At 57.7% G+C, this 20,217-nt stretch carries 22 protein-coding genes and 2 tRNA genes; all 24 read left to right on the forward strand.

Features of this window, described 5'->3' with window-relative positions:
* Positions 1-16: 16 nt before the first annotated feature.
* The 24 genes from tpiA (at position 17) to pheS (ending at position 20,214) form a co-directional block, all read left to right on the forward strand.
* Positions 17-814, forward strand: coding sequence for a triose-phosphate isomerase (gene tpiA, locus AB4090_RS02080; RefSeq protein WP_369572201.1), 798 nt, complete (start codon positions 17-19; stop codon positions 812-814).
* A gap of 2 nt (positions 815-816) precedes the next feature.
* The gene (gene secG / locus AB4090_RS02085; RefSeq protein ID WP_369572202.1) at positions 817-1,224 is read left to right on the forward strand and encodes a preprotein translocase subunit SecG; all 408 of its coding nucleotides are present in this window, start codon (positions 817-819) and stop codon (positions 1,222-1,224) included.
* 37 nt (positions 1,225-1,261) lie between these two features.
* Positions 1,262-1,346: transfer RNA gene (locus AB4090_RS02090), tRNA-Leu, on the forward strand.
* 124 nt (positions 1,347-1,470) lie between these two features.
* Entirely contained in the window at positions 1,471-1,827 is a 357-nt protein-coding gene (locus AB4090_RS02095) for an NADH-quinone oxidoreductase subunit A (protein ID WP_369572359.1), read from the forward strand.
* Positions 1,818-2,294 carry an NADH-quinone oxidoreductase subunit B family protein gene (locus AB4090_RS02100; protein WP_215871631.1) on the forward strand — a complete coding sequence of 159 codons (477 nt, stop codon included), beginning with the start codon at positions 1,818-1,820 and terminating at the stop codon, positions 2,292-2,294. The genes AB4090_RS02095 and AB4090_RS02100 overlap by 10 nt, the downstream gene beginning before the upstream one ends.
* Before the next feature lie 5 nt (positions 2,295-2,299).
* A complete protein-coding gene (locus AB4090_RS02105) occupies positions 2,300-2,896 on the forward strand; it encodes an NADH-quinone oxidoreductase subunit C (protein ID WP_369572203.1) in 597 nt (198 codons plus the stop codon).
* Positions 2,883-4,136, forward strand: a complete 1,254-nt coding sequence (locus tag AB4090_RS02110; RefSeq protein ID WP_369572204.1) for an NADH-quinone oxidoreductase subunit D — start codon at positions 2,883-2,885, stop codon at positions 4,134-4,136. The genes AB4090_RS02105 and AB4090_RS02110 overlap by 14 nt, the downstream gene beginning before the upstream one ends.
* A complete protein-coding gene (gene nuoE, locus AB4090_RS02115; protein ID WP_369572205.1) occupies positions 4,133-4,621 on the forward strand; it encodes an NADH-quinone oxidoreductase subunit NuoE in 489 nt (162 codons plus the stop codon). Before AB4090_RS02110 ends, nuoE begins: the two co-directional genes overlap by 4 nt.
* Before the next feature lie 3 nt (positions 4,622-4,624).
* Positions 4,625-5,932, forward strand: a complete 1,308-nt coding sequence (nuoF, locus tag AB4090_RS02120; protein ID WP_369572206.1) for an NADH-quinone oxidoreductase subunit NuoF — start codon at positions 4,625-4,627, stop codon at positions 5,930-5,932.
* A complete protein-coding gene (gene nuoG, locus AB4090_RS02125) occupies positions 5,932-8,250 on the forward strand; it encodes an NADH-quinone oxidoreductase subunit NuoG (RefSeq protein WP_369572207.1) in 2,319 nt (772 codons plus the stop codon). The genes nuoF and nuoG overlap by 1 nt, the downstream gene beginning before the upstream one ends.
* A 9-nt stretch (positions 8,251-8,259) precedes the next feature.
* Entirely contained in the window at positions 8,260-9,285 is a 1,026-nt protein-coding gene (gene nuoH, locus AB4090_RS02130; protein WP_369572208.1) for an NADH-quinone oxidoreductase subunit NuoH, read from the forward strand.
* A gap of 10 nt (positions 9,286-9,295) precedes the next feature.
* Entirely contained in the window at positions 9,296-9,787 is a 492-nt protein-coding gene (gene nuoI / locus AB4090_RS02135) for an NADH-quinone oxidoreductase subunit NuoI (protein WP_369572209.1), read from the forward strand.
* Positions 9,788-9,805: 18 nt separating this feature from the next.
* Positions 9,806-10,405, forward strand: coding sequence for an NADH-quinone oxidoreductase subunit J (locus tag AB4090_RS02140; protein ID WP_369572210.1), 600 nt, complete (start codon positions 9,806-9,808; stop codon positions 10,403-10,405).
* Positions 10,402-10,707, forward strand: coding sequence for an NADH-quinone oxidoreductase subunit NuoK (gene nuoK, locus AB4090_RS02145; RefSeq protein ID WP_308389300.1), 306 nt, complete (start codon positions 10,402-10,404; stop codon positions 10,705-10,707). Before AB4090_RS02140 ends, nuoK begins: the two co-directional genes overlap by 4 nt.
* A 1-nt stretch (position 10,708) precedes the next feature.
* Entirely contained in the window at positions 10,709-12,691 is a 1,983-nt protein-coding gene (gene nuoL, locus AB4090_RS02150) for an NADH-quinone oxidoreductase subunit L (protein ID WP_369572211.1), read from the forward strand.
* 3 nt (positions 12,692-12,694) lie between these two features.
* Positions 12,695-14,182: an NADH-quinone oxidoreductase subunit M gene (locus AB4090_RS02155; RefSeq protein WP_369572212.1), complete on the forward strand. Its 1,488-nt coding sequence runs from the start codon at positions 12,695-12,697 to the stop codon at positions 14,180-14,182.
* A gap of 9 nt (positions 14,183-14,191) precedes the next feature.
* Complete coding sequence (gene nuoN / locus AB4090_RS02160; protein WP_369572213.1) at positions 14,192-15,637, forward strand: NADH-quinone oxidoreductase subunit NuoN; 1,446 nt, start codon at positions 14,192-14,194, stop codon at positions 15,635-15,637.
* Entirely contained in the window at positions 15,637-15,951 is a 315-nt protein-coding gene (locus AB4090_RS02165; protein WP_369572214.1) for a DUF2818 family protein, read from the forward strand. Before nuoN ends, AB4090_RS02165 begins: the two co-directional genes overlap by 1 nt.
* 36 nt (positions 15,952-15,987) lie before the next feature.
* Positions 15,988-16,062, forward strand: a tRNA-Val gene (locus AB4090_RS02170).
* A 51-nt stretch (positions 16,063-16,113) separates the two neighbouring features.
* Positions 16,114-18,045 carry a threonine--tRNA ligase gene (gene thrS, locus AB4090_RS02175; RefSeq protein WP_369572215.1) on the forward strand — a complete coding sequence of 644 codons (1,932 nt, stop codon included), beginning with the start codon at positions 16,114-16,116 and terminating at the stop codon, positions 18,043-18,045.
* Positions 18,046-18,060: 15 nt separating this feature from the next.
* On the forward strand, positions 18,061-18,579 hold the full coding sequence (gene infC, locus AB4090_RS02180; protein WP_369572360.1) for a translation initiation factor IF-3: 519 nt from the start codon (positions 18,061-18,063) through the stop codon (positions 18,577-18,579).
* Between the two features lie 10 nt (positions 18,580-18,589).
* Positions 18,590-18,787 (forward strand): 50S ribosomal protein L35, encoded by a 198-nt coding sequence (gene rpmI / locus AB4090_RS02185; protein ID WP_215871617.1) that lies wholly within the window; start codon positions 18,590-18,592, stop codon positions 18,785-18,787.
* Positions 18,788-18,805: 18 nt separating this feature from the next.
* Positions 18,806-19,168 (forward strand): 50S ribosomal protein L20, encoded by a 363-nt coding sequence (rplT, locus tag AB4090_RS02190; RefSeq protein WP_369572216.1) that lies wholly within the window; start codon positions 18,806-18,808, stop codon positions 19,166-19,168.
* A 17-nt stretch (positions 19,169-19,185) separates the two neighbouring features.
* Positions 19,186-20,214: a phenylalanine--tRNA ligase subunit alpha gene (gene pheS / locus AB4090_RS02195; protein ID WP_369572361.1), complete on the forward strand. Its 1,029-nt coding sequence runs from the start codon at positions 19,186-19,188 to the stop codon at positions 20,212-20,214.
* Positions 20,215-20,217 lie beyond the last annotated feature (3 nt).

Here is a 20,217-nt window from a genome sequence, read left to right on the forward strand (position 1 = left end):
GTCCTATTAGCGATTGATGACAAATGGAAGGAAGGGCGACGTGCGGCCGATCATGGTAGCGGGCAATTGGAAGATGAATGGCTTGAATGCAGATGCGGAGCATCTCACGCAAGCGATTCTCGATGCTGGTCTGACGCCAGCCTCGCCGGAGGTGGTCTTGTTTCCACCGTTTACGCTATTGCCCATGGTGCATCAGGTGGCCAAGGGCAGTTCTTTGCGTTGGGGTGGGCAAAACCTTTTCTGGGAGAGCCATGGTGCCTACACTGGTGAGATCTCTGGCGCGATGTTGCGTGACCATGGTTGCCGTTATGTCTTGATCGGGCACTCAGAGCGTCGGCAGATTTTTCAAGAGACGGATGAAATCGTCTTGAAAAAGGTGAAGGCGGCTCTGCATTCCGGTCTGATCCCCATGGTCTGTATCGGCGAGTCGGAGCAGGAGCGGCTGCAAGGGAATACCGAAGAAGTTCTGCGGCGCCAGGTCGAGGCGATCCTGCCGGCCTTGGGCAGCGCTGGGCAGCAGGCCAACATGGTGCTCGCCTACGAGCCGATCTGGGCGATTGGCACCGGTAAGACCGCTGGCCCTGAGCAGGCGCAAGAAGTGCACGCCTTTGTGCGAGGACTCATTGCCGCAAAAAATCCGGACATCGCCCGCAAAATTCTCTTGCTCTACGGCGGCAGTGTGAAGGCCAACAATGCCCAGTCCCTCTTTTCGCAGCCGGATATCGACGGTGGCCTGGTGGGCGGTGCCTCCCTGCAGGCGGCTGAATTTTTACAAATCTGTCAGGCTGCCCATGTGGTAGCCCGAGGTCTTTAATTATGTACACGGCGTTATTGGTCCTCCAAGTCTTGATCTGTGTGGTATTGGTCGGTCTCGTGCTCATTCAGAAAGGGCAGGGCGCTGATATCGGCGCGGTCTTTGGTGGCGGTGGTTCGCAGACGGTCTTTGGTGCGCAAGGCGCAGGAAATTTTCTCAGCCATGTCACCGCTATCCTGGCGGCAATCTTCTTCCTCAATAGCCTCGCCCTTGCCTATTTGTCGGAGCATGAGGCGCATCAAGTTGGTGTGGGTATCGCTCTACCCAGCTCTGCGGCGGCGACAACCGCGCCTACCGCTTCGCCCATCGCCAGCACAACCAGTCCTGCGACTGTTGCGACTCCAGCCTCTGTCGCACAATCTGCAGCGCCGGCCGTGGCAGTGCAAAAATCGCCTGCTTCCAAGCCTTGACGTCTTCGGCAGGGCATGAGAAAGTTTTGACCCACTTGCCGAAGTGGTGAAATTGGTAGACACACCGTCTTGAGGGGGCGGCGGCGCAAGCCATACCGGTTCGAGTCCGGTCTTCGGCACCATATCACAGCCCGCGTGGCTGTTTTTTTGTCTCTGTGATGTTCCAGATATTTGATTATATAGAAAAAAAGTTTTTTATAACGACCCTGATGGGTGTTTGACGACTTTGTTGGAGGGGCTGGCCCGGTGCTCGGACATTATTTGCCTGTGCTCATATTCTTGCTGATCGCTCTTGTGGTCGGCATTGTGCCCTTGGTGTTGGGCAGCAAGCTCGGTCCGAATCGGCCCGACAGCGAAAAGCTGTCCCCTTACGAATGTGGCTTCGAGGCCTTCGAAGATGCACGGGTCAAATTCGACGTACGTTACTACCTTGTAGCGATTTTATTCATCCTCTTCGACCTCGAAATTGCGTTCTTGTTTCCCTGGGCAGTCGTTTTTGATGCTGTGGGCATGACTGGGTTCCTCGCCATGATGGTTTTTTTAGCCATCTTGGTAGTGGGCTTTGTCTATGAATGGAAGAAGGGGGCCTTGGAATGGGAATAGAAGGTGTGCTCGAGAAAGGTTTTGTGACTACCAGTATCGATACGGTAGTCAACTGGAGCCGTACCGGATCTCTGTGGCCGATGACCTTTGGATTGGCCTGTTGTGCCGTGGAAATGATGCACGCCGGTGCAGCGCGCTACGATCTTGATCGCTTTGGCATCATTTTTCGTCCCAGCCCGCGGCAATCCGATGTGATGATCGTCGCCGGTACCCTAGTCAATAAAATGGCCCCAGCCCTGCGCAAGGTCTACGATCAGATGGCCGAACCGCGCTGGGTGGTGTCCATGGGCTCTTGCGCCAATGGCGGCGGTTACTATCACTATTCCTACAGTGTGGTGCGCGGCTGTGACCGGATCGTGCCGGTGGATGTCTATGTGCCCGGTTGTCCGCCGACCGCTGAGGCGCTTCTCTTTGGGCTGATCCAGCTGCAAAAGAAGATCCGCCGCACCCACACCATCGCCCGGTAGCCAGGATGGAAGACTTGCAAACATTGTCCCAGCAGATCGAAGCTGGGCTCGGGCAGCGGATACGCCGCAAGCAGATTGCGCTTGGCGAACTCACCCTGGAGCTCGCGCGTGCGGACTTTCTCGCCAGTTGCACTTGGCTGCGCGACGAAGCGGGCTTCGATCAGCTTATCGACGTGTGTGGGGTGGACTATGCCGAATATGGTGATGGCACATGGGAAGGCGAGCGTTTTGCCGTCGTCTACCATCTGCTCGGTATCCACAGCCGCCAACGTCTGCGCCTGCGGGTGTTTCTCGACGAAGACCTGCCGGTCATCCCTTCGGTCAACGCGATCTGGCCAGCGGCCAATTGGTTTGAACGCGAGACCTTTGATCTATTCGGATTTCTCTTCGAGGGGCATCCTGATCTGCGCCGCATCCTCACCGATTATGGCTTTGTCGGCCATCCCTTCCGCAAGGATTTTCCCTTGGTGGGTACGGTCGAGATGCGCTACGACCCGGACCAGCGGCGGGTAATCTATGAGCCGACGCGCACCGAGGAGCGGGTAGTGGTGCCGCGCATTGTGCGCAGTGATGAAGAGGGGCGTTACGATGCCAGAAATTAGCAACTTCACCATGAACTTTGGGCCGCAGCATCCCTCGGCTCACGGGGTGTTGCGTCTGGTGCTTGAGCTCGATGGCGAGGTCATCGAGCGCGCCGATCCGCATATCGGTCTGCTGCATCGTGCCACCGAAAAGCTCGCCGAGCACAAGACCTATCTGCAGAATCTGCCCTACATGGACCGTCTCGACTACGTGTCGATGATGTGCAACGAGCACGCCTACTGTCGTGCGGTCGAAGGGCTGCTCGGTATCGAGATCCCGCAGCGCGCCCAGTATATCCGTACGCTGTTCGATGAAATTACGCGCGTGCTCAACCACCTGCTCTGGCTCGGTGCCTACGCACTCGATGTCGGCGCCATGTCGGTCTTTCTCTATTGCTTTCGCGAGCGCGAAGACCTGATGGATGTCTATGAGGCGGTTTCCGGCGCACGTATGCACGCTGCTTATTACCGGCCCGGTGGCGTCTACCGTGATCTGCCCGAGCGCATGCCGCAATATGACGCCTCGCCCTATCGTGATGCCAAGCGCCTCGACGAACTCAATGCCAATCGCCAGGGCTCGGTGCTCGATTTCGTCGAAGACTTCACTCGCCGCTTTCCCGGCTATGTCGATGAATACGAAACCCTGCTCACCGACAATCGGATCTGGAAGCAGCGTACCGTGGGCATTGGTGTGGTTGCCCCGGAGCGGGCCATCGCCCTGGGCTTTACCGGCCCCATGCTACGTGCTTCGGGAGTGGCTTGGGATCTGCGTCGTACCCAACCCTACGCCGCCTACGCCGATCTCGATTTTGAGATCCCCCTGGGCAAGGAAGGTGACTGCTATGACCGCTATTTGGTGCGCGTGGCGGAGATGCGCGAGAGTAACAAAATTATCGCCCAATGCGTTGATTGGCTGCGCAAAAATCCTGGGCCGGTGATTGTCGATGACTACAAGATCGCGCCGCCACCGCGGGAAGAGATGAAGACCAGCATGGAAGCGCTGATCCATCACTTCAAACTGTTTTCTGAAGGGATGATCGTGCCGGCCGGGGAAATCTACGCGGCAGTTGAGGCGCCAAAGGGCGAGTTCGGTATCTATATGCTCTCTGATGGCGCCAACAAACCCTATCGCATGAAGATTCGCGCCCCTGGTTTTTCGCATCTCGCCGCTATGGATGAGATGGCGCGCGGGCACATGATTGCCGATGTGGTGGCGATTTTGGCTACCATGGACATCGTCTTCGGGGAGATCGACCGATGAGTGAGTGGTTGTCGCCGGCGTCCCTCGATGAAATCGCCCGTGAGCGAGCCAAATATCCGCCCGAGCAGGCGCGCTCGGCATTACTCGCGGCACTGCGTATTGCCCAGGCAGATCATGGTTATCTCCCCGAGCCCCTCATCGAGCACGTGGCGGAGATCCTTGGCGTGCCGGCTATTCAGGCCTTTGAGGTGGCGACTTTCTACACCATGTACGACCTGCAGCCAGTGGGCAAACACCAGTTTTGTGTCTGTGGTAGCGTCTCTTGTTTTCTAAACGACTCCGATGGGATCCTTGCGCATCTGCAAGAGCGCCTCGGTATTGGCATCGGCGAAACCACCGCTGATGGTCTCTTCACCATCAAGGAAGTGGAATGCCTCGGTGCCTGCAAGGATGCGCCCTTGATGCAGCTTGGCGATCGTTATATCGAGAATCTGACCCCCGATAGCATTGATGCGCTCATTACGAAATTACGGACTGGAGGCTGAGCAATGACGACAGAAACGTATGTAAATGGCGTTACCCTGCGAAACCGCGGCCTACCGAACTCCCATCGCTTAGCGGTGTATCAGGACACTGGTGGTTATCAAGCCCTGCGTAAGGTACTGCTTGAAGGCATGACGCCGGATCAGATCATTAACGAGATGAAGACCTCGGCCCTGCGTGGCCGCGGTGGTGCTGGCTTTCCCACTGGCCTGAAGTGGAGCTTTATGCCCAAGGGCGTAAGTGGAATGAAATACCTGCTGTGCAATGCCGACGAGGGAGAACCAGGTACCTGTAAGGATCGTGACATCATGCGCTACGAGCCGCATCGTCTGGTCGAGGGTATGATCATAGCGGCCTATGCCATGGGCGCCCGTGCTGGCTACATCTATATTCGCGGGGAGTTCATCGAGCCGATTCGCGTGGTCGAAGACGCGATTGCCGAAGCCTATCGCGCAAATTTCCTTGGGGAGAATATCCTCGGCACCGATTTCTCCTTTGACCTTGCCGTGCATCGCGGCGCTGGCGCCTATATTTGTGGCGAGGAAACGGCGCTGATGGAGTCGTTGGAAGGTAAGAAGGGGCAGCCACGTTTCAAGCCTCCCTTCCCGGCGAGCTATGGGCTCTATGGCCAACCGACCACCATCAACAACGTCGAGACCTTCGCTTCGGTGCCCGACATCATCGTGCGTGGTGGCCAGTGGTTTTTGGATCTCGGCAAGCCCAACAACGGTGGTACCAAAATCTTTTCGGTGACCGGACACGTGCAGCGGCCAGGCAATTTCGAGGTGCCCATGGGTACGCCCTTTGCCGAGCTGCTGGAAATGGCCGGCGGCTTGCACCCTGGGCGCAAACTCAAGGCGGTGATCCCCGGTGGTACCAGTACCGCCATGGTTGCTGGCGAACAGATGATGGAAGTGAGTATGGATTACGACAGCATCTCCAAGGCCAGCTCGGCCTTGGGTGCGGGCTCGGTCATTATCATTGATGACAGCGTCTGCATAGTGAAAGTTGTCGAGCGGATCGCGCGCTTTTACATGCATGAGTCCTGTGGTCAGTGTACCCCCTGTCGGGAGGGTATGGGCTGGCTCTGGCGCGTCATGCATCGCATCGAAAACGGCCAGGGGCGTGAGTCAGATTTGGAGCTCTTGCAGAATGTCGGCTCGCGCATCGAAGGGCGGACGATCTGCGCCCTTGCCGATGGCGGTGTGGCACCAGTGACCAGTTCTCTACGGCTGTTCCCGGAAGAATACCTGCATCATGTGCGCCATAAGACCTGTCTGGTCGGTGCCGATGCCACACGGAGAGTTGCCTGATGCCACGCATCGAGATCGACGGGCAGGAAATCGAAGTCGCTGCTGGTACCACCCTAATGGAGGCAGCGGAGCAACTCGGTATCTATATCCCCTTCTTTTGCTATCACCCCAAGCTCTCGGTGGCCGCCAACTGTCGCATGTGTCTAGTGGACGTTGAAAAGCAGGCCAAGCCGCTGCCGGCCTGTGCTACCCCGGCCAGCGATGGCATGAAGGTTGCCACCCGCTCGAAGCGGGCGAGGATGGCACAGCAGGGAGTGCTGGAGTTCCTGCTCATCAATCACCCTCTGGATTGCCCCATCTGCGATCAGGGTGGTGAATGCCCGCTGCAGGACATCACCATGGGCTATGCCAATCCGCACAGCCTGTACACCGAAGAAAAGCGGGTGGTGGAAGACAAGGATATCGGTCCGTTGATTGCGACGGAGATGACGCGTTGCATTCAGTGTACCCGCTGTGTGCGCTTTGGCACCGAGATTGGTGGCATCAGCGAGCTGGGTGCCACCGGGCGCGGCGAGCATATGGCCATCGGCACTTATGTGGCCAAGGCAGTACGCTCTGAGCTTTCCGGGAACATGATCGATCTCTGTCCAGTGGGGGCGCTAACCAGCAAACCTTTCCGCTACAAGGCGCGCTCCTGGGAGCTTAAGCACAGCAAGAGTCTCTGCACCCATTGCTCCACGGGCTGTAACACCGACGTGCAGAGCCTCGGTAAAGAGGTCCTGCGTGTGATACCGCGGACCAATGAGGCGGTGAACGAAGAATGGCTCTGTGACAAGGGGCGCTTTGCCTACGCCGGTTTGCAGGCGGCAGATCGAGTAACGCAGCCCCTGCTGCGTGTGAATGGTGCCTTGCAGGCGGTCTCTTGGGCCGAGGCCCTGGAAGCCGCGGCAAATTCCCTGCAAAAAATCATCGGTCAAGCGGGCCCGGATGCGGTGGCAGGGATCATTACGCCGGCGGCCAGCAATGAAGAGCTTTATCTCTTCCAGGCCCTCCTGCGCGGTCTTGGCGTGCGCGCGATCGAGCACCGGCTGCGGCAGACGGATTTCCGCGCCGATTCTGCCATGCCCCTGTATCCAGCGCTCAATATGAGTCTCGACCAGTTGGAAGGGGAACGGAATATCGTCCTCTGTCATGCCTACCCGCGCGAGCAGCAGCCGCTCACCAACCACCGTCTGCGTAAGGCCGCCCTGGCGGGAGCACAGATCTGGGCTGTGGATAGCAGTAAGCGAGAATTCAACTTTCCCCTGCGCCAGATCCATGGGGCAGCGGGTGCCGACCTCGCCTTATACTCGGAATTACAGCTGATTTTGCGTGACGGCTTGGCATCGCAACATCCCGTATTGCAGTCCCTGGCGGATGCCTTGCGCGCCGCCGAACAGCCCGTATTTCTGCTCGGCAACGGGCTTTTGCAGCATCCGCAAGCTGCGGACCTGCTCGCCAGCATTGCCGAAATCGTGCAACTGGTGGATGGGCGCATCTCCTGGTTGGCAGAGGCGGCCAACAGTGCCGGCGCCTGGTTGCTGGGCTGTGTGCCGGGACGGAAAGCGGGCGGCGTGCAAGTGGAAAATGCCCCCGATGCGTGGAGCGACAAGAGGGCCTTCCTGCTCTATGGCGCGGAGCCCGAGGCCGATGCCATGGATGCGCCGCGCGCGCAAGCAGCCCTCGGTGCTGCCGACTGTGTCATCAGTATCAGCAGCTTTCTTGGCGCGGCCGAAGAATATGCGGATGTCGTCCTGCCGCTGGCGAGTTGGGCAGAGAGCAGCGGCAGTCTCTTCAACAATGAAGGGCGCTTGCAGCAGTACCGCGCGGCAGTTCGGCCGTCGGGCGAATCTCGTCCCGGCTGGAAGATCCTGCGCGTGCTCGCCGATCACCTGGAATTGGCCGGTCTCGACTTCGATGATCTGGAGGCTGTGCAAGCGGCTTGGCAGGGTACGCTGGGTGATTTCCCCCTTGATGTCCCGGGCTTGGGCGTTTTGCCTGAGATCGCTGCCAGCGTCTCGGTGCGGAAAGAAGCTTTGCAGTTGCTTGGTGACTGGCGCATCTATCAGCAAGATCCTCTGGCGCGACGTGCGCCGCCCTTGCAACAAGAACCCATCTGTCGCGTGCATCCCGCCAGCCTGGCGGAGCTGGGAATCAGCGGACCGGCGGTAGAATTGATCGCGGCCAACGGTGTGCGCGTGCAATTGCCGGTAGTTGCCGATGCGAATATCCCTGCCGATGCTGTATGGCTTGATCTCGGCCATCCCGAAACGCAGGCCTTGGGTGGCGTGGGGTCGGTGCTGAGGATGCAGATGCCGAGTTTGCGGGTACGGGCCTAGGGAGGAAGGATGCACGATCTCGTCAATGCGGCTTGGTGGCCGCCGGTCTGGGCCCTGATCAAGATCATTATTGTCCTGATCCCGCTCTTGCTGGGCGTCGCCTACCTCACCTTGGCTGAACGCAAGGTGATTGGCTACATCCAGATTCGTATCGGGCCAAACCGGGTCGGCTTCCGCGGCACGTTGCAGCCCATTGCCGATGCCTTGAAGTTATTGTTCAAGGAAGTGCTGATCCCGAGCACGGCCAATCGCTTCTTGTTTCTGGCGGCACCAGTTCTGGCCTTTGTACCCGCGATGCTGGTCTGGGCGGCGGTGCCTTTCGGTCCCAATGTCGCCATCAGTAACATGAACGCTGGCTTGCTCTACGTCCTGGCAATTGCGGGCTTGGGCGTGTATGGCATCATCATCGCCGGTTGGGCCTCCAACTCCAAATACGCATTCCTCGGCGCCATGCGCGCTGCGGCGCAGTTGGTGGCCTATGAGATCGCTATGGGTTTTGCCCTGGTGGGCGTACTGATGCTGGCCCAGACCCTGAATCTGAGCAAGATTGTTGAGGCGCAGGCGGGTGGGGGCTTTTGGTCCTGGTATTGGTTGCCGCTTTTCCCCTTCTTTTTGGTGTATTTCATCTCCGGCGTGGCCGAGACCAACCGTGCCCCCTTCGACGTCGCCGAAGGCGAGTCGGAGATTGTTGCCGGTTTTCACGTGGAGTATTCGGGGATGGGTTTCGCGCTCTTTTTCCTGGCCGAATACGCCAACATGATTTTTGTCTCCATTCTGACCACCGTGCTTTTTCTCGGCGGCTGGTATCCGCCGCTCAACGTCGTGCCCTTTACCTGGGTGCCGGGCCTGATCTGGCTCTTGCTTAAGACGACTTTCCTGCTGTACGTCTTTCTCTGGATTCGCGCCACCTTTCCGCGTTATCGCTATGATCAGATCATGCGTCTGGGCTGGAAGGTCTTCATCCCCATCACCATCGCCTGGATCGTAGTCGTGGGTATCGCCCTTGAGACCCCGATGCGGGCCATCCTGCGCTGAGGAGATCGTCATGGCCAATCCCATTAAACGTTTTTTTCAGTCCTTCCTTCTGCTCGAAATGCTGCGCGGCATGCAACTCACCGGGCGGTATTTCTTTGCGCGCAAGTTTACCGTGCAATATCCCGAGGAAACGACGCCGCAGTCTCCCCGCTTTCGCGGCCTGCATGCCCTACGCCGCTATGAAAATGGCGAGGAACGCTGTATCGCTTGCAAGCTCTGTGAGGCCGTTTGTCCGGCGTTGGCCATCACCATCGAGAGTGAGGAGCGCGGCGACGGTACGCGGCGCACTAGCCGCTACGATATCGACCTCAGCAAGTGCATTTTTTGCGGGCTTTGCGAAGAATCCTGCCCGGTGGACTCCATCGTCGAGAGCCGCGTCTTGAATTACCACGCCGAGACGCGCAGTGAATTGCTCTACGACAAGATCCGTCTGCTCGGCAATGGCGACCGCCTGGAAACAGAGCTGGCCATAGACCGCCAGTCTGATAGCGCCTACCGCTAGGAGAGAACAAGAAAACGTATGTTGCTCACCACCACCGTCCTTTTTTATATCTTCTCTGCCGTGTTGCTGCTTTCGGCATTGCTGGTCATCACCGCCCGCAATCCTGTCTACTCTGCGCTCTATCTGGTGCTGGCCTTTTTCAATGCGGCGGCACTGTTCCTGCTTCTGGGCGCAGAATTCCTGGGGTTGATCCTGATTCTCGTCTATGTCGGTGCGGTGATGGTGCTCTTTCTCTTTGTGGTGATGATGCTCGACATCAACCTTGCGCGCCTCAAGGAAGGTTTTCTGCGCTACTTACCGCTAGGCCTCGCGGTGGCGATTGTTGGCGTGCTGGAGATGGTGACGGTGTTTTGGACGGCTCCGTTGGGGCGCGTGCCGGCCCCCGGACCGATCCCCGCCAACGCCGACAACACCCGTGCCCTGGGTGAATTGCTCTATACCCATTACCTTTATCCCTTTGAGATTGCGGCGGTGATTCTGCTGGTGGCCATCATCGCCGCCATTGCCCTTACCCTGCGTCGGCGTCCCGATACCAAGGCACAGGTGGTGAGCAAACAGGTGGCGGTAGCCGCGCGTGAGCGTTTGCATATGGTTGACCTGCGGGAGCCCAAGCGATGATCCCCTTGTCACAGTGGCTGATCCTCGGCGCTTTGTTGTTTTCCATTGGTGTGGTGGGCATTTTCCTTAACCGCAAAAACGTCATCATCCTGTTGATGGCAATTGAGATTCTGCTCCTGGCGGTGAATATCAACTTTGTCGCCTTCTCCCGCTATCTGGGGAACCTGCAAGGGCAGATCTTTGTATTTTTCGTACTTACCGTGGCGGCCGCCGAGGCGGCCATTGGCTTGGCGATCCTGGTGGTCTATTTCCGTAATCGCCGCAGTATCAATGTAGAAGACATCGACGACTTACGGGGCTGATATGTGGATCTTTGACTGGCTGCATAGCCTGCCACCCATCTGGGTCTATTTGCTCATTCCTCTGGCGCCTCTACTGGGTTCGCTGGTGGCGGGGCTGGGCGGGTGGTTTTTGCGCGAGAAGGCGCATTGGGCACCCATTGCCGGGGTGGCCTTTGCCCTTTACCTGGCAGTATTTGTGTTGTTAGAAGTCCTGCATGGGCAGACCTTTTATGGCAACGTCTATACATGGGCGGTCTTTGGGAACCTGCCGGTGCCTATCGGTTTCGACATCGATAGCCTGACCGCGGTGATGCTGGTAGTGGTCACCTTTGTCTCCCTCTGCGTGCACGTCTATACCATTGGTTACATGCACGACGACCCCGGCTATGCGCGCTTTTTCAGTTACATCTCTTTGTTTACCTTTAGTATGTTGATGCTGGTCATGGCCAACAACTTCCTGCAGCTCTTCTTCGGCTGGGAGGCGGTGGGCTTAGTGTCTTATCTCTTGATCGGCTTCTGGTTTACCCGCGAAAGTGCCAATCAGGCCTCGCTCAAGGCCTTTATCGTCAATCGCGTGGGTGACTTTGGTTTTCTGATTGGCATTGCGGCGATCTACCACTACTGCGGTAGCCTCGACTACCGCACCGTCTTTGCCATGATACCTAGTCTAGTCGGGCATACGGTGACGATTATCCCCGGTCATCCCTGGTCGGTACTCACCTGGATTGCCATCTTGCTCTTTATTGGCGCCATGGGTAAATCGGCGCAGGTGCCGCTGCATGTCTGGCTGCCGGAATCGATGGAAGGCCCAACGCCGATCTCTGCCCTGATTCACGCGGCCACCATGGTCACGGCTGGCATCTTCATGGTTTCGCGTATGTCGCCCATCTATGAACAGTCAGCCACGGCCCTGAGTGTGGTCATGGTCATCGGCGCCATTACGGCCCTGTTCATGGGTTTGATTGGCATCGTGCAGAATGACATCAAGCGCATCATTGCCTATTCGACTTTGTCTCAGCTCGGTTACATGACCGCAGCGCTCGGCGCCTCAGCCTTTTCCGCAGCCATTTTCCATTTGATGACCCATGCCTTTTTCAAGGCGCTCCTCTTTCTGGCCGCGGGTTCGGTCATTCATGCCATGCAGAACGAGCAGGACATTCGGAAGATGGGCGGTCTGCGGCGGCATATGCCCATTACTTACCTTACTTTTCTGGTAGGTAGCCTGGCCCTCTGCGGTATCCCGCCGTTTTCCGGTTTCTTCAGCAAGGATCTGATCATCGAGGCCGTCGGCGAATCAAGCATGACCGGATCGACCTTTGCCTACGTGCTATTGGTACTTGGTGCCCTGGTCACCTCGCTCTATACCTTCCGTATGTTTTTCCTCGTCTTCCACGGCAAGAAACGCATGGATGAGCACACCCAGGCACATCTGCACGAATCGCCCTGGGTGATTACTGTGCCCCTGATTGCCCTGAGTATCCCGGCGCTGCTGGCGGGTTGGTTCTTTATTGCCCCGGTGGGTTTGGGGGACTTCCTCAATAGCTCCCTGCAAATCCGTGCGCAGTGGAATACCATTGGGGAGATCGCTGCGCACTGGCAGGGTGCGGGGATGTTCCTGCTGCATGGCCTGACTGCCTGGCCGTTCTGGTTGGCAGTCCTGGGCATTGCGTTGGCGGCCTGGTTTTACCTGCTGCACGACGGCGTACCGGCGGCGCTCGGCACATTACTCGCGCCGGTCACCTGGGTGCTGCGCAAGAAATATGGTTTTGACAGCTTCAACCAACTGGTCTTTGTCCGTGGCGCGTTGCTTCTGGGGCGGCGCTTCTGGCATTGGGGCGACGAGGCCATCATCGACGGTGGCATGGTCAATGGCAGTGCCCGCCTAGTGGCGCGTGCGGCCTTGTCTTGGCGGCGTTTGCAGACCGGCTACATCTATCACTATGCCTTTGTCATGATCATCGGGCTCGTCCTTTTCATGACCTATTTCATGATCTGGAGGGGCTAAACGATGCATTCCTTTGGCCTGCTCAGCGCCGCGATTTGGGTGCCGATCATTGGTGGCTTTTTGGTCTTGGCGGTGGGTGACCGCGCCAGCGGTAATATCGCACGCTGGCTGGCGTTGCTAATATCTCTAGCCACCTTCGCCATCACCCTGTCTCTCTTCACGGGTTTTGATACCCACACAGCAGCGATGCAGTTCGTCGAACGGGTGGCCTGGATTCCGGCCTTTCATATCCAGTATTTCCTCGGCATCGACGGGATTTCGTTGTGGTTCATCCTGCTCACCAGTTTCCTGACGGTGCTCGTGGTGATTGCGTCCTGGCGCAATGTCAGTATGCGGATTGCCCAGTATCTGGCGGCTTTCCTGATCATGGATGGGCTTATGATCGGCGTTTTTTGCGCCCTTGATGCCATCCTCTTCTATGTCTTCTGGGAGGCGATGCTGATCCCCATGTTCCTCATTATTGGGGTATGGGGAGGGCCGCGCCGGGTCTACGCCACTATCAAATTCTTCCTCTATACCTTTCTTGGCTCGGTGCTGATGCTGGTCGCCTTTCTGTATCTGTATTTTCACAGTGGCGATAGCTTCAGCCTGCTGGCCTTTCAGAGGACACCTCTGGGTGCGGCCGCACAGATCTGGATTTTTCTCGCGTTCCTTATCGCTTTTGCAGTGAAGATCCCGATGTGGCCGGTGCATACGTGGTTGCCCGACGCCCACGTTGAGGCGCCTACCGGCGGTTCGGTGATCCTCGCGGCGATCATGCTGAAGATGGGGGCCTACGGTTTTCTGCGGCTGAGTCTGCCGATCACCCCCGATGCGAGCCATCAGCTGGCGTGGCTGATGATTGCGCTATCGTTGATTGCCATCGTTTACATTGCTCTGATTGCCATCGTCCAGCAGGATATGAAAAAGCTTATTGCCTATTCCTCCATTGCGCACATGGGCTTCGTGACCTTGGGCTTTTTCGTCTTTACCCAGACGGCGGTGGAGGGCGCGATCATCCAGATGCTCTCCCATGGTTTCGTGAGTGCTGCCATGTTCCTCTGTGTGGGCGTACTTTACGACCGTATGCACACCCGCGACATCCAGGCCTATGGCGGTGTGGCCAATGTCATGCCAATTTTTGCTAGTTTTATGATGCTTTTTGCCATGGGTAACGTCGGCCTGCCGGGTACCTCGGGCTTCGTCGGCGAATTTATGGTGGTGCTGGGCACCTATCAGGTGCATCCGTGGCCGGCAATCATTGCTGCAACCGGTCTCATTACCGGGGCTGGTTATACCCTCTGGCTGTTCAAGCGGGTGATCTTTGGCGGCATCATCCATGTGGAAGTGGCTGCCCTCAACGACGTCAACGGACGCGAGATCCTGGTCTTGGGCACCTTGGCGGGCCTGGTGTTGCTTCTCGGCGTGTGGCCAGCGCCTTTTCTCGATATTGTTCATCAATCTGTGACGCACCTGTTGCAACAGGTCGCTGTCAGCAAAATTCCCGGTTGAGGAGGCGGCATGCAGAACGCCCTAGTTCATTGGTCTTTCGCGATCCCCGAGATTTGGGTGTTGGCAATGGCCTGCGTGGTGCTCCTGGTGGATGTATTCGTTGGTCAGCGCCAGCGCGATATTGCCTTCGTACTCACGATTTTTACGTTGCTCGCCGCCATGGCTCTGACTTGGTTGGAAATGGGGCATAGCGGGTCGGCCTTTTTCGGGCAGTTGCGCCTCGATCCTTTTACCAATATCGCCAGTTTTTTCGCGGAGTTGCTGACCTTGTTGGTGTTGCTCTACTCGCGCAAGTATCTGCTGCTGCGCGCGCTGTATCGAGGTGAGGTCTTCGTGCTGCTGCTCTTTGCCCTCCTGGGGGCGATGATCCTCATCTCTGGCGCCAATTTGCTGGTTTTATATCTGGGCCTGGAGCTGCTCGCCCTCAGTCAATATGCCCTGGTCGCCTTTCAGCGCAACAACCTGCGGGCCACCGAGGCCGGTCTCAAGTATTTTATCCTCGGCGCCCTGGCTTCGGCCCTGCTGCTTTACGGTATGTCGCTGCTTTATGGTCTGACGGGTACCCTCGACCTGCACCAGATTGCCATCGGCCTTGTCAACGTCGGCAGCGGTAACTTCCTGTTGATGCTCGCTATTGTTTTTCTGGTTGCCGGCATTGCCTTCAAATTTGGTGCAGCGCCATTCCACATGTGGCTGCCAGATGCCTATCATGGTGCGCCGACCCCGGTCACCTTGTTCATGTCATCGGTGCCCAAAATCGCTATCTTCGCACTCTTTTTGCGTATTCTGGTCGACGGTGGCTATGGTAGTATCGAGATCTGGCGCCAGCTTTTTGTTGCTCTGGTAGTCGTCTCTCTGGTAATCGGTAACGTGGTGGCCATCGCCCAAACGAATCTCAAGCGCATGTTGGCATATTCGACGGTGGGCAATATGGGTTTCCTGGCCCTGGGTATCGTCGCAGGAACCCAGAATGGTTTGGCCAGTGCCTTTTTCTACGCGGTGGTCTATGCCTTTATGGCCATTGCCGCCTTTGGTCTGATTGTGTATCTCAGTCGCGAAGGTTTTGAGGCCGAGGAAATCAGCGATCTGCGCGGTCTGGTGCGTACCCGCCCGTGGACCGCCTTCCTGCTGCTCATCATCATATTCTCGCTGGCTGGGGTGCCGCCGACCATCGGATTTTATGCCAAACTCGCGGTCTTCCAGGCCCTTATCGAGGCGCATTTTATCTGGCTTGCGGTCTTTGGCGTCCTCATGGCCGTGGTCGGCGCTTTTTACTACTTGCGCGTACTCAAGGTTGCATTGTTCGATCCACCGGCGGAAGATTTGGCCTATGGTGCCGATGATCCGCTGGCGGCTTCTGTCCTCACCCTCAATAGCCTCGCCCTGCTCATTCTCGGTATTGTCCCGGGCGCCTTGGTAGCGTTCTGTTTTCATGCCTTGCAGGGGGTTCTCTGATGGATTTGCAGCAATGGGCCTTAGTTTATATTTTGCTGGCGTTCATCGTGGCAAATCTGCCGTGGTTGAGTCGGCGCCGTTTTTTTTTCGGTAGCAGTGAACCGCTTAAGACCTTGCCTTGGTACCTCGGTGAATGGTTTGCCATGTATGTCCTCATGGGTCTCATCGGTATGGGCGTGGAGCGTCTGCTTGATGGCCATAACCATGGGCAGGGTTGGGAGTTTTATGTAATTGCCCTGTGCATGTTTGCCGTCTTTGCTATCCCCGGTTTTCTCTGGCGCTTCAACATTGTCCCGATGCTCCATCGATCTTGACGAGTAACGGCAAACACTGATACTTTTGCCCGACTTAGGCGCGTAGCTCAGGGGGAGAGCGCTACCTTGACACGGTAGAGGTCGGCGGTTCGAAACCGCCCGTGCCTACCACACCCGCACCAGAGGGGCCTGGCTCACTGGTGCTTTTTCTTTGGAGATGGCATGCCCGAGATACGTCTGCCGGATGGCTCCGTACGTTCTTTTCCGGCACCGCTGAGCGGGGCGGAACTCGCGCGCAACATCGGCGCTGGCTTGGCGAAGGCCGCGCTGGCGCTGCGCGTCGACGGTCAACTGCGCGATCTCAGTACCAATCTTGAGCACGACGCCGAGGTCAGCATCATCACCAAAGACAGCCCCGAAGGGTTGGAGATTCTGCGCCACTCCACCGCGCATCTCTTGGCACAAGCGGTCAAAGAGCTGTTCCCTGGCGCGCAGGTGACCATTGGGCCAGTCATCGAGAATGGCTTTTACTACGACTTTGCCGCGCCCAAGCCCTTCACCCCGGAAGATCTCGAGGCCATCACTGCAAAGATGCACGCCTTGGCACAGGCGGACCTGCCGGTACGTCGCGAAGTCGTCAGCCGCGACGCGGCGATCGAGCGCTTCCACGCCATGGGCGAGGAATACAAGGTACAAATCATCAAGGATATCCCGGCGAGCGAGCACCTCAGCCTGTATCATCAGGGGGATTTCGTCGATCTCTGTCGTGGCCCGCATGTGCCGCGTACCGGTGTGCTTGGCGCCTTCGCCCTGCGCAGTGTGGCGGGCGCGTATTGGCGCGGCGATTCGCGTAACCCCATGTTGCAACGCATTTACGGTACAGCCTGGGCGACACAGAAGGATCTCGATGTCTTCCTGCAGCAGCAAGCCGAGGCCGAACGTCGCGATCATCGCAAAATCGGCACCGAGCTCGAGCTTTTCTCCATCCAGGAAGATGCCGGCGGTGGTCTGGTCTTCTGGCACCCCCAGGGTGCGCGGGTGCGCAAGGTCATCGAGGACTTCTGGCGCGCCGCCCACAGCAGTGCCGGTTATGAGTTGCTCTTCACCCCGCATATTGCACACGAAGACCTCTGGTATACTTCCGGGCATAAGGACTTTTATGCCGAGTCGATGTTCCAACCGATGGAAGACGAGGGGCAGCCCTACCAGCTCAAGCCCATGAATTGTCCGTTCCATATCTTGGTGTACAAGAGCAAGTTGCGCTCGTATCGGGAGTTGCCTATCCGCTGGGCAGAGCTGGGTACCGTATATCGGCATGAAATGTCTGGCGCATTGCACGGCCTGATGCGCGTGCGCGGTTTTACCCAGGATGACGCCCATATCTTTTGCCGGCCCGATCAGATCGAGACCGAAATTGCCGGTGTACTTGAGCTAACCCGGCGCATTCTCAGCACCTTCGGCTTCGAGCGTTACGAGATCAATCTTTCCACGCGCCCCGAGGGCTCGGTAGGTAGCGACGAGATCTGGGAAACCGCGACCAAGGCCTTGGAGGGCGCATTGCAACGGGCGGGTCTGGACTACCAGATCGATGCCGGTGGTGGTGCTTTCTACGGCCCCAAGATTGATCTCAAGATCGAGGATGCCATTGGTCGTAAGTGGCAATGCAGCACCATTCAGCTTGATTTCAATCTGCCGCAGCGTTTTGGCATGGAGTATGTGGCCGAGGATAGCAGTCGTCAGGTGCCGATCATGGTCCACCGCGCCATCTTTGGTTCGGTGGAGCGGTTCTTTGGCGTACTCATCGAGCACTACGAGGGCAAATTCCCGTTCTGGTTGGCGCCGAGCCAGCTGGTGGTGGCGCCCATCAGTGAGCAGCACAGTGATTATGCCGAGCACGTTGCGGCGCAATTGCTGGCGCAGGGCTTGCGTGTCGAAACAGACTTGAGAAGCGAGAAGATCGGCTATAAAATACGCGCCCACACTTTGCGCCGGGTGCCATTTATGGCCATTGTTGGCGAGCGGGAAAAGGGTGAGGGTACGGTCAGTTTGCGCGATCGCAATGGCAACGACCTCGGTTCCATCCCGGTGGAGATGTTGGGTAAGACTTTGCAGCGTATGGATGTGCAACGGCAGCAGGCCTTGGAACTGGCCTAGGGGGAGGGTAGGGCAATCGCGACAGAAAAAGAGGTCCGCATCAATCGGGAAATTCTTGCGGCAAAGGTACGGTTGATTGGGGACGAAGGAGAGCAGTTGGGTATCGTTCCCTTGCATGAGGCCCTAGCCACTGCCGAAGAGGCTGATCTTGATCTCGTAGAGATCGCCCCGCAAGCTGTCCCCCCGGTCTGCCGGGTCATGGATTATGGCAAGTTTCGCTTTCAGGAAAGTAAGCGGCAACACGACGCACGGAAGAAGCAGAAACAGAGTCAGGTCAAGGAAATCAAGTTTCGGCCGCGTACCGACGAAGCGGATTATCAGATCAAGCTGCGCAACATCATCCGTTTTCTGGAAGATGGAGACCGCACGAAAATCACTCTGCGTTTTCGCGGGCGCGAGATGAGTCATCCCGAGCTGGGTATGGAGTTGCTCAATCGGGTGGAAGCAGATTTACAGGAACTGGGTGTGGTCGAGCAGCGGCCACGTATGGAAGGGCGGCAGATGGTCATGGTCATCGCCCCCAAAAAGAAATAGGAGAGGCAAGATGCCGAAGATGAAGACCAATCGCGGGGCCGCCAAGCGTTTCAAGCGCACCGGCTCGGGGAAATTCAAGCACCGGCAGGCGTTCTTGAATCACATCCTCACCAAGAAAAGCACCAAGCGCAAGCGTCATCTGCGCCACACCCTGGTAACGTCTGGCAGCGAACAGGCCGCTCTGCGGCGCATGCTGCCCTACGTCTGAGTTCAAAGGAGCACGTAGATGGCAAGAGTTAAACGGGGCGTTACCGCCCACGCTCGTCACAAAAAAGTCCTGGCTCGCGCCAAGGGCTTCCGTGGCCAGCGCAAAAGCAATTTCCGTATCGCCAATCAGGCGGTAATGAAGGCCCTGGTCTATGCCTACCGCGACCGGCGTACCAAGAAGCGCGATTTCCGCAGCCTGTGGATTGTGCGCATCAATGCCGCCGCCCGTTCTGAGGGCTTGAGCTATAGCCGCTTCATCAACGGCTTGCAGCGCGCTGGCGTGAGTCTGGATCGCAAGGTTCTGGCCGATATCGCAGTACGCGACAAGGCCGCCTTCGCGCGTCTGGTCACCGTCGCCAAGGGTCAGCAAGACGCCGCTTGAGTCCACGCAAGGAGGCTATGGTGGAGAATGCAGTGCCCCTGGCCTCCGTCGCGGAAGTAGCAGAGGCCATTGCCCGAATTCAGCAGGTTGCTGATTTGGAGCAGTTGCGTGTGCAATGGCTCGGCAAGAAGGGTCAGATCACCCAGGCCATGCAGGGGCTGGCGGGGCTTGAACCAGAGCAGCGGCGCGCCCGTGGTGCAGAGCTCAATCAGCAGAAGAACGCCATCCAGGAACTGCTCGAGCAGCGGCGCACGCAGCTCGAAAGTCAGCTACTCCAGCAGCGCTTGGCTAGTGAATCAGTAGACGTCACCCTGCCGGGCCGTGAGACCGAGCGCGGGGGGTTGCATCCTGTACGGCAGACACTGAACTGGATTGAGGGCTATTTTTCTCGCCTGGGCTTCGATGTGGCCGACGGCCCAGAGCTCGAAGACGATTTTCACAACTTCACTGCCCTCAACATCCCCGAAGATCACCCAGCGCGGGCGATGCACGACACCTTCTATCTACAAGATGGAAGAGTTTTGCGAACCCATACTTCCCCCGTGCAGATTCGCTACCTCGAGCAGCATCAGCCACCCCTGCGCATGATAGCGACCGGGCGCGTGTATCGTCGCGATTCGGACATCACCCATACCCCTATGTTTCATCAGGTGGAAGGCCTGTATTTGGACGAGGGCGCGAGTTTTGCCGATCTGCGCGGTCTATTGGCTGATTTTCTTCAGGAATTCTTTGGCAGTAGCGGCTTGCCGGTGCGCTTTCGTCCCTCCTATTTCCCTTTCACCGAGCCCTCGGCGGAGGTGGATATTGGTTGCGTGATCTGCAATGGCGCGGGCTGTCGGGTTTGTAAGGATACTGGCTGGTTAGAGGTGCTCGGTTGCGGCATGGTGCATCCGGCGGTGCTGGAGATGGCGAAGGTTGATCAGGAGCGCCTTACCGGCTTCGCCTTTGGCCTGGGGGTGGAACGCCTGAGCATGCTGCGTTATGGCATCAACGACCTGCGCCTGTTCTTTGAAAACGACCTGCGCTTCTTGCGCCAGTTTGCCTAGGGA

Origin of the sequence: Acidithiobacillus sp. IBUN Pt1247-S3 (assembly GCF_041146875.1) — a bacterium.
GTDB lineage: Bacteria > Pseudomonadota > Gammaproteobacteria > Acidithiobacillales > Acidithiobacillaceae > Igneacidithiobacillus.

Bases quoted from the DNA above. Each gene is read 5' to 3' on its own strand.
- AB4090_RS02165 (WP_369572214.1), top strand. From the start codon at position 15,637: ATGGATTTGCAGCAATGGGCCTTAGTTTATATTTTGCTGGCGTTCATC.
- AB4090_RS02155 (WP_369572212.1), top strand. From the start codon at position 12,695: ATGCATTCCTTTGGCCTGCTCAGCGCCGCGATTTGGGTGCCGATCATT.
- nuoK (WP_308389300.1), top strand. From the start codon at position 10,402: ATGATCCCCTTGTCACAGTGGCTGATCCTCGGCGCTTTGTTGTTTTCC.
- rplT (WP_369572216.1), top strand. From the start codon at position 18,806: ATGGCAAGAGTTAAACGGGGCGTTACCGCCCACGCTCGTCACAAAAAA.
- tpiA (WP_369572201.1), top strand. From the start codon at position 17: ATGACAAATGGAAGGAAGGGCGACGTGCGGCCGATCATGGTAGCGGGC.
- nuoN (WP_369572213.1), top strand. From the start codon at position 14,192: ATGCAGAACGCCCTAGTTCATTGGTCTTTCGCGATCCCCGAGATTTGG.
- rpmI (WP_215871617.1), top strand. From the start codon at position 18,590: ATGCCGAAGATGAAGACCAATCGCGGGGCCGCCAAGCGTTTCAAGCGC.
- nuoG (WP_369572207.1), top strand. From the start codon at position 5,932: ATGCCACGCATCGAGATCGACGGGCAGGAAATCGAAGTCGCTGCTGGT.
- AB4090_RS02140 (WP_369572210.1), top strand. From the start codon at position 9,806: ATGTTGCTCACCACCACCGTCCTTTTTTATATCTTCTCTGCCGTGTTG.
- AB4090_RS02100 (WP_215871631.1), top strand. From the start codon at position 1,818: ATGGGAATAGAAGGTGTGCTCGAGAAAGGTTTTGTGACTACCAGTATC.
- thrS (WP_369572215.1), top strand. From the start codon at position 16,114: ATGCCCGAGATACGTCTGCCGGATGGCTCCGTACGTTCTTTTCCGGCA.
- AB4090_RS02110 (WP_369572204.1), top strand. From the start codon at position 2,883: ATGCCAGAAATTAGCAACTTCACCATGAACTTTGGGCCGCAGCATCCC.
- nuoE (WP_369572205.1), top strand. From the start codon at position 4,133: ATGAGTGAGTGGTTGTCGCCGGCGTCCCTCGATGAAATCGCCCGTGAG.
- secG (WP_369572202.1), top strand. From the start codon at position 817: ATGTACACGGCGTTATTGGTCCTCCAAGTCTTGATCTGTGTGGTATTG.
- nuoH (WP_369572208.1), top strand. From the start codon at position 8,260: ATGCACGATCTCGTCAATGCGGCTTGGTGGCCGCCGGTCTGGGCCCTG.
- nuoF (WP_369572206.1), top strand. From the start codon at position 4,625: ATGACGACAGAAACGTATGTAAATGGCGTTACCCTGCGAAACCGCGGC.
- nuoL (WP_369572211.1), top strand. From the start codon at position 10,709: ATGTGGATCTTTGACTGGCTGCATAGCCTGCCACCCATCTGGGTCTAT.
- nuoI (WP_369572209.1), top strand. From the start codon at position 9,296: ATGGCCAATCCCATTAAACGTTTTTTTCAGTCCTTCCTTCTGCTCGAA.
- pheS (WP_369572361.1), top strand. From the start codon at position 19,186: ATGGTGGAGAATGCAGTGCCCCTGGCCTCCGTCGCGGAAGTAGCAGAG.
- AB4090_RS02105 (WP_369572203.1), top strand. From the start codon at position 2,300: ATGGAAGACTTGCAAACATTGTCCCAGCAGATCGAAGCTGGGCTCGGG.